This is a genomic window from Agriterribacter sp., from assembly GCF_035444585.1.
In the GTDB taxonomy this organism is placed as follows: domain Bacteria; phylum Bacteroidota; class Bacteroidia; order Chitinophagales; family Chitinophagaceae; genus Agriterribacter.
Genome location: NZ_DAOMOZ010000191.1, coordinates 1 through 9246, shown reverse-complemented (window position 1 = coordinate 9246; position 9246 = coordinate 1). Strand labels below are relative to the sequence as shown.

The 9246-nt window shown below is 45.5% G+C and carries 9 protein-coding genes; 4 read left to right on the top strand and 5 right to left on the bottom strand.

Features of this window, described 5'->3' with window-relative positions; translation table 11 throughout:
• Positions 1–14 precede the first annotated feature (14 nt).
• Together PLH26_RS17075 and rplQ are read left to right on the top strand one after the other, a co-directional pair.
• Positions 15–1016, top strand: a complete 1002-nt coding sequence (locus PLH26_RS17075; protein ID WP_324587243.1) for a DNA-directed RNA polymerase subunit alpha — start codon at positions 15–17, stop codon at positions 1014–1016.
• 275 nt (positions 1017–1291) lie between these two features.
• Positions 1292–1840: a 50S ribosomal protein L17 gene (rplQ, locus tag PLH26_RS17070; protein WP_349770431.1), complete on the top strand. Its 549-nt coding sequence runs from the start codon at positions 1292–1294 to the stop codon at positions 1838–1840.
• 104 nt (positions 1841–1944) lie between these two features.
• On the opposite strand, the gene PLH26_RS17065 is transcribed toward rplQ, so the two are convergent.
• The 4 genes from PLH26_RS17065 to PLH26_RS17050 form a co-directional block, all read right to left on the bottom strand.
• Entirely contained in the window at positions 1945–4473 is a 2529-nt protein-coding gene (locus tag PLH26_RS17065) for a T9SS type A sorting domain-containing protein (protein WP_324587242.1), read from the bottom strand.
• Positions 4474–4685: 212 nt separating this feature from the next.
• The gene (locus tag PLH26_RS17060) at positions 4686–5270 is read right to left on the bottom strand and encodes a Riean_0653 family protein (RefSeq protein WP_324587241.1); all 585 of its coding nucleotides are present in this window, start codon (positions 5268–5270) and stop codon (positions 4686–4688) included.
• Positions 5267–5437 (bottom strand): hypothetical protein, encoded by a 171-nt coding sequence (locus PLH26_RS17055; RefSeq protein WP_324587240.1) that lies wholly within the window; start codon positions 5435–5437, stop codon positions 5267–5269. The genes PLH26_RS17060 and PLH26_RS17055 overlap by 4 nt, the downstream gene beginning before the upstream one ends.
• A 518-nt stretch (positions 5438–5955) precedes the next feature.
• On the bottom strand, positions 5956–6477 hold the full coding sequence (locus PLH26_RS17050; protein WP_324587239.1) for a Riean_0653 family protein: 522 nt from the start codon (positions 6475–6477) through the stop codon (positions 5956–5958).
• Between the two features lie 213 nt (positions 6478–6690).
• On the opposite strand from PLH26_RS17050, the gene carA reads away from it, so the two are divergent.
• The gene (gene carA, locus PLH26_RS17045) at positions 6691–7785 is read left to right on the top strand and encodes a glutamine-hydrolyzing carbamoyl-phosphate synthase small subunit (RefSeq protein WP_324587238.1); all 1095 of its coding nucleotides are present in this window, start codon (positions 6691–6693) and stop codon (positions 7783–7785) included.
• Positions 7786–7926: 141 nt separating this feature from the next.
• On the top strand, positions 7927–8352 hold the full coding sequence (aroQ, locus tag PLH26_RS17040) for a type II 3-dehydroquinate dehydratase (RefSeq protein ID WP_324587237.1): 426 nt from the start codon (positions 7927–7929) through the stop codon (positions 8350–8352).
• 25 nt (positions 8353–8377) lie between these two features.
• On the opposite strand, the gene PLH26_RS17035 is transcribed toward aroQ, so the two are convergent.
• On the bottom strand, positions 8378–9246 hold an 869-nt coding region (locus PLH26_RS17035), incomplete at its 5' end, for a BamA/TamA family outer membrane protein (RefSeq protein WP_324587236.1).

Below are 9246 nucleotides of genomic sequence, written 5' to 3'. Positions count from 1 at the left end.
ATTGAAATTTAAATATGGCCATTTTAAATTTCCAAAAGCCGGATAAGATCATTCTTCAAAAAGCAAATGAATTTGAAGCATCTTTTGAATTCCGCCCGTTAGAGCCGGGTTATGGCGTTACCATCGGTAATGCGCTTCGCAGGGTTTTACTCAACTCACTGGAAGGTTATGCGATCATTGGTATTTTTATTGAAGGTGCAGAGCATGAGTTTGCCACACTGAAAGGCGTAACGGAAGATGTTACAGAAATCATCCTCAACCTGAAGCAGGTACGGTTTAAAAAGATACTGGATACCGATATCAGCCAGGAAAAGCTTACGATTTCCATTAAAGGAAAAAGTGAGTTCACCGCTGCCACAATAGGAGAAGCTACAGCTTCTTTCCAGGTAATGAACCCCGAGCTGTTGATCTGTACGCTGGATCCCTCTGCCAAGCTCAATATTGAGATCACGATCGGGAAAGGACGTGGTTATGTTCCTTCGGAAGATAATAAAGTGAAAGATGCTCCTTTCGGATATATCCCTACCGATTCTATATTCACACCCATAAAAAACGTGAAATACGGGATCGAAAACTTCCGCGTGGAGCAAAGAACAGACTATGAAAAGCTGTTAATGGATGTGCAGACAGACGGTACCATCCATCCTGAAGAAGCCGTAAAACAGGCTTCCCGCATTCTTATCCAGCACCTGATGATCATTACCGACGAAAACATTACATTCGACAGCAAGGAAGATAAGAAAGAAGATGTGGTAGACGAGCAGGTATTGCAACTGCGCAAGGTGCTGAAAACACCGCTGGAAGACCTGGACCTGAGTGTACGGGCGTTCAACTGCCTGAAAGCTGCCAAGATCAACAGCTTAAGCGAGCTGGTACAGTATGAGCAGGAAGACCTGATGAAGTTCCGCAACTTCGGTCAGAAATCACTGGCAGAGATTGAGCAGGTGCTGGGCGAAAGAAGCCTGCATTTCGGAATGGACCTCGCGAAGCTGGGTTTGGATAAGGATGAGTTCTAAGGAAGGTATAAGGTAGGTGTAGGGTATGAGGTGTAGGGTGTAAGGTGGAAGGTATAAGGTGTGGGAGTGAATGGTGAATGGGCAATGGTGAAACTTGTAACTTGTAACCTGTAACCTGAGGCAACCATCCTACAAGAGAAGTTATAATTTTTTTTACATCACATAATCTGTTGCGAAAGCACAGAGCCGGCCTGTAATTCCCTGACAACGGTACAGGATGGTATTCAATAACAAGGATTTGAAATTTCAAATTTCAAATCTCAAATTAAACAGTCATGCGTCACGGAGACAAGATCAACAACCTCAGCAGAACGGCATCGCACAGGAAAGCGCTGTTGAGCAATTTGGCCAATGCATTATTAACGAACAAGCGCATCATAACAACGCTGGCAAAGGCAAAGGCGCTCAGGACTTTCATTGAGCCCCTTATCACCAAAACCAGGAAGAACGAAACCAAGGAGCAGATCATGCACAATCACCGCCTGGTGTACAGCTACCTGCAGAACAAAGAGGCGGTAAAAGAATTGTTTACTGTAATTGCCCCTAAAGTTGCCGGCAGACCCGGTGGCTATACCCGCATCATTAAATTGGGCAAACGTATTGGCGACAATGCCGAAACAGCGCTGATCGAGCTGGTTGATTTCAACGAAATCTATACCAAAGGCACTGAAAAAGCTGCTGCCACCACTAAGAGAACCCGCAGGGCAGGAGGAAGCAGGAAAAAAGCGGCAGCGAAGGAAGAAACAACTGCCGGGGAAGTAAAAGAAGAAGTGAAATCTGAAACGTCAGCAGCACAGGATGCCGAAGAAGCAAAGCCTGAGTAGCTGAAAATGTTATAGCATTAAAAAGGCAGCACTTACGGGTGCTGCTTTTTTGTTGGGGCAAAGGTTACGGACGCTCAAAGAGCCACAGCCCGGTTCACTGCCATTTATTGCTTGATGATCTTCACGCTTTTGGTAACGGTTCCGGCTTCCGAGATCTTAACCAGGTAAAGTCCCGCGCTGTAAGATGCAATATTGAGGTCATTGATGCCATTCTTTAACCGTTCTGCATGTATGCGTTTGCCGGCTGCATCATAAATGTCAATAAATGCATTATCTGATGTCCACGGTATTACTACTGTAAGCTTGCTGCCTGCCGGGTTGGGATAAACCGATATGCTTTCCCCGGTCGCTGTCTTAGCTTCAGCAAGCTGGCTGCGCGTGATCCGGCTGCTTTGGGGGGGCACCAGGTACATCAGGCAACCGGGTGGCGGCGGGAGGATACGAAGATTTCTGGACGCTACCGCGCTGGTACCGCATGTATTAACAGCCCTGGCATATACCATTTGATTCATAGGGCCAAGCAGGCCGCCCTGCCCGGATCTGAAGGTGTTGCCGCTTTGTATGCCGGCGAACCAGCTCACATTATCAAAGCTGAAATCTACTGTAGTACCCGGGGCAGACAATGTTACCACCGCATCGTAGTAACAGGAGCTGCCCCATCTCCCGGCACCTATCCCGGCAGGGGAGGGCGTACCAACGGTTACACTCTTGTTTATGGATACACTGGCACCACAGGCATTGGTCAGGGTTACTTTTATTATATCCTCTCCTGTACCGGTTTTGTTGACTGTAATAAGGAGCGTACCCTGCCCCCCGGTTATATCAAGCTTCCCGTTTTGGCTTTCCCAGCTAATGGTAACGTTATTAGGCAGATTATTTAACTGGTATTGTCCATTTGTACATATTACTTCAGGCCCCGAAACTGTGGGAGTGGCGCCGCATAGCCCATTTTGTCCCGCACAGTCTACCGGCTGAGCCTTTAGAATGTTTCTCTCAATAAACCGGGCTACCTGGTAAGTGATGGAAGTATTATGATAATTATTCCAGTGATTGTTACTGGAAGGATAAACCCAATTTTCATTTTCATCCCAATAGGGATCTGCCGAGCATCCCCCGGTCAGTGAACCGCAATCAGAAGTGCTTGTCATTACCGCCTCAAACGGCGACAGGGATGGGGTAATTAAAGTATTGCCATTTACCTGACCCTTATTCTGGATCTGGTCATCTATATCGAAAAACATGTTGCTGCTTTGCCAGTTGTTAGCCGAATTGTAAGTCTGGTTTTGCAGATCCAGCGCGCTGGCTGTAGCTACAAAGTTATGTCCGTCATGTCCTTCGGTAGTTGCGGGCATCCCGGCGCCGCTTATCCAACTGTAGGCAAATTGTGTTTGTGTCTGGTCAAAGCTGCCCTGCCTGTCGTCATAGGGATACTGCCCGGTATAATCAAATCTTCTTACTCTCAATGTAACAGCAGAAACAGGCAGAATACCGAATATTTTTCTGAAAGTCAATCCGAGAAAGCTGTAATAAGCAATAGAGGATTTATTACTATTTTCAGGAACGGCATACCCCTCTGCTTCGAGGTTTACGAGCAGGAAGCTTACAGAGCCGGCGAATAGCAGTGATTGCGGGCCGAAAGGACTGGATGGTGTAAACTGCAGCCCGTTGCCGGCGTTTTTGGTGCTGGCGGTATTGTCGCCCCTGCCCAGTGCTATGCCGTAATTATGGGTTTGCTGCGGGTAGCCCTTGTCTTTAAGGCGCTCAGCAAACGCGGCCCTTATCGGGTTAAGTGTATACAGGATGGGGAACCAGTTAAAGGCGCTGTTGTTATAATCGCCATAGGTAACCAGCATTTGCCGCGCTGCCGCACTTTTGAATGCATCATTCAGCTTCAGCAGGCTGCTGTTGAACCTCAAATAGGGCATATCCCTCACCATCTCCCTGAAGATATACTGCATGCCCAGCGGGATATTGGCGCCCTGGTGCGGCGCATCGTAGCTGAAAAAGTTCTCCACGTTGTGAGTGAGGCTGCGGTCTTCCATATCCTTTAAGCACCACCTCGCTATAAGCCCGCCCATGCTGAAGCCGATGACCGTGCTTTTGTAATTGCCCGTTTTATGCTGGTTAACCCAGTTGATGACCTCTTCTAATACTTTGGCGTTGTTTTCTATGTAGGTGGTGGTTACCGTAAAATCCACAAATACAAAATCGTAACCATAGGCTCGCATAGTTGACATAAAATTATTCCCGCGAAATCGATTTTTTAGTTCTTCAGTAGTTAATTCACCATCCGGATCGAACCCTTCTATCACAATAATAGGTTTGTCAAACACATTATCACATCCTTTTTCAACTTCAATATTGGCGCCCGGGTTTGTGCCGCAAACCAGCCAATCTATAAGACCGCTGCCGCAGAGCAGCCCCGGGCCTCCCATAGGGGAATAAGAGCCGGACTTTGACAAACCTTCACCGAGGTAATCCTCATCATTCGTATAAACGGGGCTTACCGATATGTTGAAGACTGAGTCGGGAGCGGTATAGGTGCCGGGCCTGCTGTACCGGATCATACATTTGGCGGTTCGCACCCCGCCAGGGGTAGTAATTTTGGCAGTGATGTATTTGGGACCCTCCATGGCGTAATATATGCTGATGCTCCCGCCCTTTATCCATCCTGAACACGCTATCGCGCCATTGTTCCCTGGTAACGGTACCCGAATCCGTTATTTCCAGTTCAGGAGTTACTGTAAACGGAGTCTGCTGGCTAAAAGAAGCCGTTGTTGCTGCAAACAATGTTAAAAAGAAGGATAAAAGTTTTTTCATGGCAAGAGGTTTAAAATATAATGAATTAGTTGCTGCATGTACAGGCGTTGAATTTGAGATCAAAACGGCCTTCCTTAAGCGTAACAAAAGTATCTGTTAGAGTTCCAACATCTTTTCTTTCCCGAAGTATAAACTCAAATTCACCTGAAATGATCCAATTTTGAAAATCAATTTTGGTAATAGTAAACCTACTACCGGGCATAGGTCCAATAAAATAACCGTCACTGCTCAATTTTTCATCGTCATAATTTACGAAAATTGAGTCTATTTTATTGCCAACTGAAGTAATTGTACCAGTACCTGAAGATGATACGGTTAGGGCTGATAGTTTATTATTCTTTTGTCGTAAAATTTGAAAATCAAACGAGTGTTCTGCTGCCCCATTTGATTCACCGTATCTGGCTGATATTTCTCCACAAGGGTTTCCCATAAACCTACATTCATAATGAGGTATCCACACTTCATCATCAATCCTAAAGCCAACGGTATTCCTGCCTTCCTGCGTGGCAGGCGGCAACTTTGCATTTGCGGCAGGGTCTTTCTTACAATGATTGGAGGCAAGCAGGGAGTAGGTTGTCAGCGCAATGAGGATAAGCGTAAGGCGTTTCATATTACAGTTTGTTTAAGATAGTATATAAGGTTAATGCTTTTGGGAGTAGCGGGCAGCCATTTTTTCATAACAATGTTTTTAAGGCAAAGCTTATCTTTTGTACAACGGGGAGCCGATAGCAGCAGGAAGAACAGGGAGGCGAACAGCAGGAAGTATTGGCGTTTCATACAGCTGTATTTTTTACGGGATAAGGTAATGTGCTTTAAATCTAAGCTATTTTAACGAATAATAAAAGCATTTCGTTGGAGCGCCGTTGTATATGTTCTTTTGTCTTAACACTCCGTAAATTTTTTAACGCCTTTTTTGTGATGCCGGCCGCAAGCCGGTCGGTACGCGCGGGCGTCAGACCGGGTTGCTTTGGATACCGCAGCGCCCGATGATTGTAAATGAAGTCTGCTGGCTAAGAGAAGCTGTTCCCGCCCCTGCCTGGTGTTGTCACCGGCAGGCTAATCAGCATCAGCTACTAAATTTTCCTATATTGGTCACATATGCTTTCTCATTATTTGACATAAAAGCTTGTCCGGCAAAGCGGGATTACGCAGGTGATCTTTGATAAATTAAATGCCCGCACTCTTGTTGTTGGTACGCCGCCCGCATTACCTGCCCTGCATACACAACAACGGCGCAGCACCGGAACACCAATGCGGGTAAAGTGTCTTTTTCATATGTGTTAATTTTGGTTATGTTACTGGTATTTGATATCAAAACGACCGGAGGTAATTTTGACAATTTTCCCGGGATCATTATTGTCTATTCCTTCAAACTCAAAAGTTCCGGATAAAATTTTGCTTGTCCTGTCGTCTTTGGTGATAATAATTCTGCCTGATTTTGTATTGAGAGAGGAATATTCCCCTCCCGGTCTGTTTTCATAAATCATTCTGTTTGACATGTCAGAAAGCAAATAAGTACCTGCACCGGTAAGGTTACCTATTTCGAGATAAACATTCTTATACTCTTCACGGAATTTATCACATGAGGCACTTACTCTTGCTTCCATTCTATTACCTGAAACACTTAAACCTCCATTAAGAGAAGGAATACCAGGATCACCGAGGATCCGGGGTTCGGAACAAGGTTTATAAATTTCTCCATCAATTTTACAGGAAAATGTATTGGCGCCCTTTTGGGTTTCTTTGGTGAGCCTGTCTTTTTTGCAGGAGACGGCAGCGAGGAAAAAAAGCAGGAGCAAAAATGGTGTGTGCTTCATACAATAAGGTTTACAGGCAGGAAACTAAGATAATGTACATCAATTTTTTAAAAGATCATAGTTGCCCGGTAATATTATTTTTTGATGGTATGCAAAAACGCAAAAGATTTTGCAGTTTGTTTTATCATAAAATTGGAAACAGCAACAGCATGTGTACAAAAATCTCATGCGAAACCGTCCGAATTTCTTTTCTTTGCAAAATTTTACTATTGAATGTCTGATTCTTCTACAGCAGTCCTTCTCCTCGAAGATGGCAACGTTTTTTATGGCAAAGCTTTCGGTAAAACAGGAACTACTACCGGAGAAATTTGCTTTAATACCGGCATGACCGGCTACCAGGAAGTTTTTACCGACCCCAGTTATTACGGGCAGGTGGTTATTATGAATGCGGCGCATGTGGGGAACTATGGTGTAAAAGCAGCGGATGTGGAAAGCAATTCCGTAAAGATAAAAGGATTGATCGGCCGCAACCTGGAAGAAAGATACAGCCGCCTGCAGGCAGATCATTCCCTACAGCAATACCTCCAAGACCAGCAGGTTGTTGGTATAAACGGCATTGATACAAGAGCGCTGGTAGTGCATATCCGCACCAGCGGCGCCATGAACTGCATCATCTCTTCCGAAACCACCGATTTGAACATTCTTAAAGCCAAACTGGCTGAAACACCTTCCATGAACGGGCTGGAGCTGGCTTCTGTTGTTTCTACTCCTGAGGTTTATGAAATGGGTAACCCGCATTCGGCAACCCGGGTGGCGGTATATGATTTTGGCGTGAAGAAAAATATTTTGAACTGCCTCACCGAAAGGGGAGCGTATGTAAGGGTATATCCCGCTAAAACGCCGCTGGAGCAAATTGAAGATTTTAACCCGCACGGTTATTTTATATCCAATGGCCCGGGCGACCCTGCACCAATGGATTACGGGGTTCAAATCGTAAAAGGAATACTTCAAAAGGGAAAGCCTTTATTCGGCATTTGCCTCGGCCACCAGTTGCTGGCCATGGCAAACGGGATACCTACTTTTAAGATGCATCATGGTCACCGGGGATTGAACCATCCTGTAAAAAATATCATTACCGGAAGGAGCGAGATCACTACCCAGAATCACGGGTTTGGTATTGACCCGGAAGCGGTAAGAAAATCGGAGACTGTAGAAATTACGCATGTTAATCTTAATGACGATTCCATTGAAGGGATCCGCATGAAAGATAAGCCTGCATTTTCTGTGCAGTATCATCCCGAATCAACACCCGGTCCGCACGACAGCCGTTATTTGTTTGACGAGTTTATAGGGATGATGAAGGGATGAGAGAGGGGTGAATAGTCAATAGTGAATGGTGAGAGGGGGACGAACCAATAGCGCATTAGCTGATAGCAGAAAGCTCAGGATTGATGGCTGAAAGCTGACTGCTGATAGCTGTAAGCTGAAAGCAGCAAAAGAAATATACACATGAAAATAGCGATCATTAACGGCCCCAATTTAAACCTCCTTGGTAAAAGGGAAACGGATGTTTATGGCAATATGCCGTTTGAAAAATACTTTGATGCATTGCAGAAAAAATATCCGCAGGTGAGCCTGCATTATTACCAGAGCAATGTGGAAGGTGAGCTGGTCAATGAATTGCAAAGGGTAGGGTTCGGATATGACGGCATTATTTTAAACCCGGCTGCTTACACACATACTTCCGTTGCCATTGGCGACGCCATTGCGGCCATTAAAGCACCTGTGGTGGAAGTACATATCTCCAATGTACACGCCAGGGAAGATTTTCGAAAGCTGTCGCATGTTTCGGGTAAATCGGCCGGCAGCATCTTTGGCCTGGGCTTAAAAGGATATGAGCTGGCCCTTCAGTATTTAATAGAAGAGGGCAAATAAGTATTATTGCAGGGAAAGTATACCATCAGAACGGATACCCGATACCGATATTAAAAATAAGATTCTCCCGCCTCCATGACCTGTCGCCAAACGCGATCTTATCCAATACCCATCTTTCAGATTCGGGCAGCCAGGGCTTGCGCAGCGGAAAAGCAACGTCTAACCGAAGCACCAGAAATGAAATATCGAAACGTAATCCTACACCTGTGCCTATCGCAAGTTCCTTTAAAAATTTGTTGGTGAATTTTCCTCCCGGCTTATCGGCGTTACCGTTATACAGCCATACATTCCCCGCATCTACGAATACCGCCCCGTGCACTATGCTAAAAAGCTTTGCCCGCAATTCAGAATTGAACTCCAGCTTTATATCGCCCGACTGATCAGGGAGAAATCGTGTATTGATCGTGTCTTTGTATGTTCCCGGGCCAACAGAGCGGCTTCTGAATGCACGTATGCTATTGTTACCGCCGGAAAAAAATTGTTTTATAAAAGGCAGTTCGGTGGAATTGCCATAAGGATATCCAAAACCTACGATCAGCCTGTTTGCCCACACATTTTTGCCCGAGAGGTGGAGATAGTACCGCAGGTCGGTCTCTAATTTCACGTATTGCGAGAACTGCGCATTGAATATTGATTTGGGATTTCCATTTTCTGCATCCGCACCGGTGATCAAACCCGCTATATTGCCCGACAGGTCGGCGTTGCCGTTAAAATATATTCCCTTAAGCCCCCCGTTACCGGAAAGCTGATTGTAGTTGTAATTGTAATTGGAGCCGATAATAAACTGTTTTTCTACTGCTTTTCCCAGTGTGGGCTGTTTGGCAATGCTGTCTTTGTACTCCTGTGTTATAACCAGCGGCTGCACATAATTTATGGAGAGCGGATTCAGCTCAT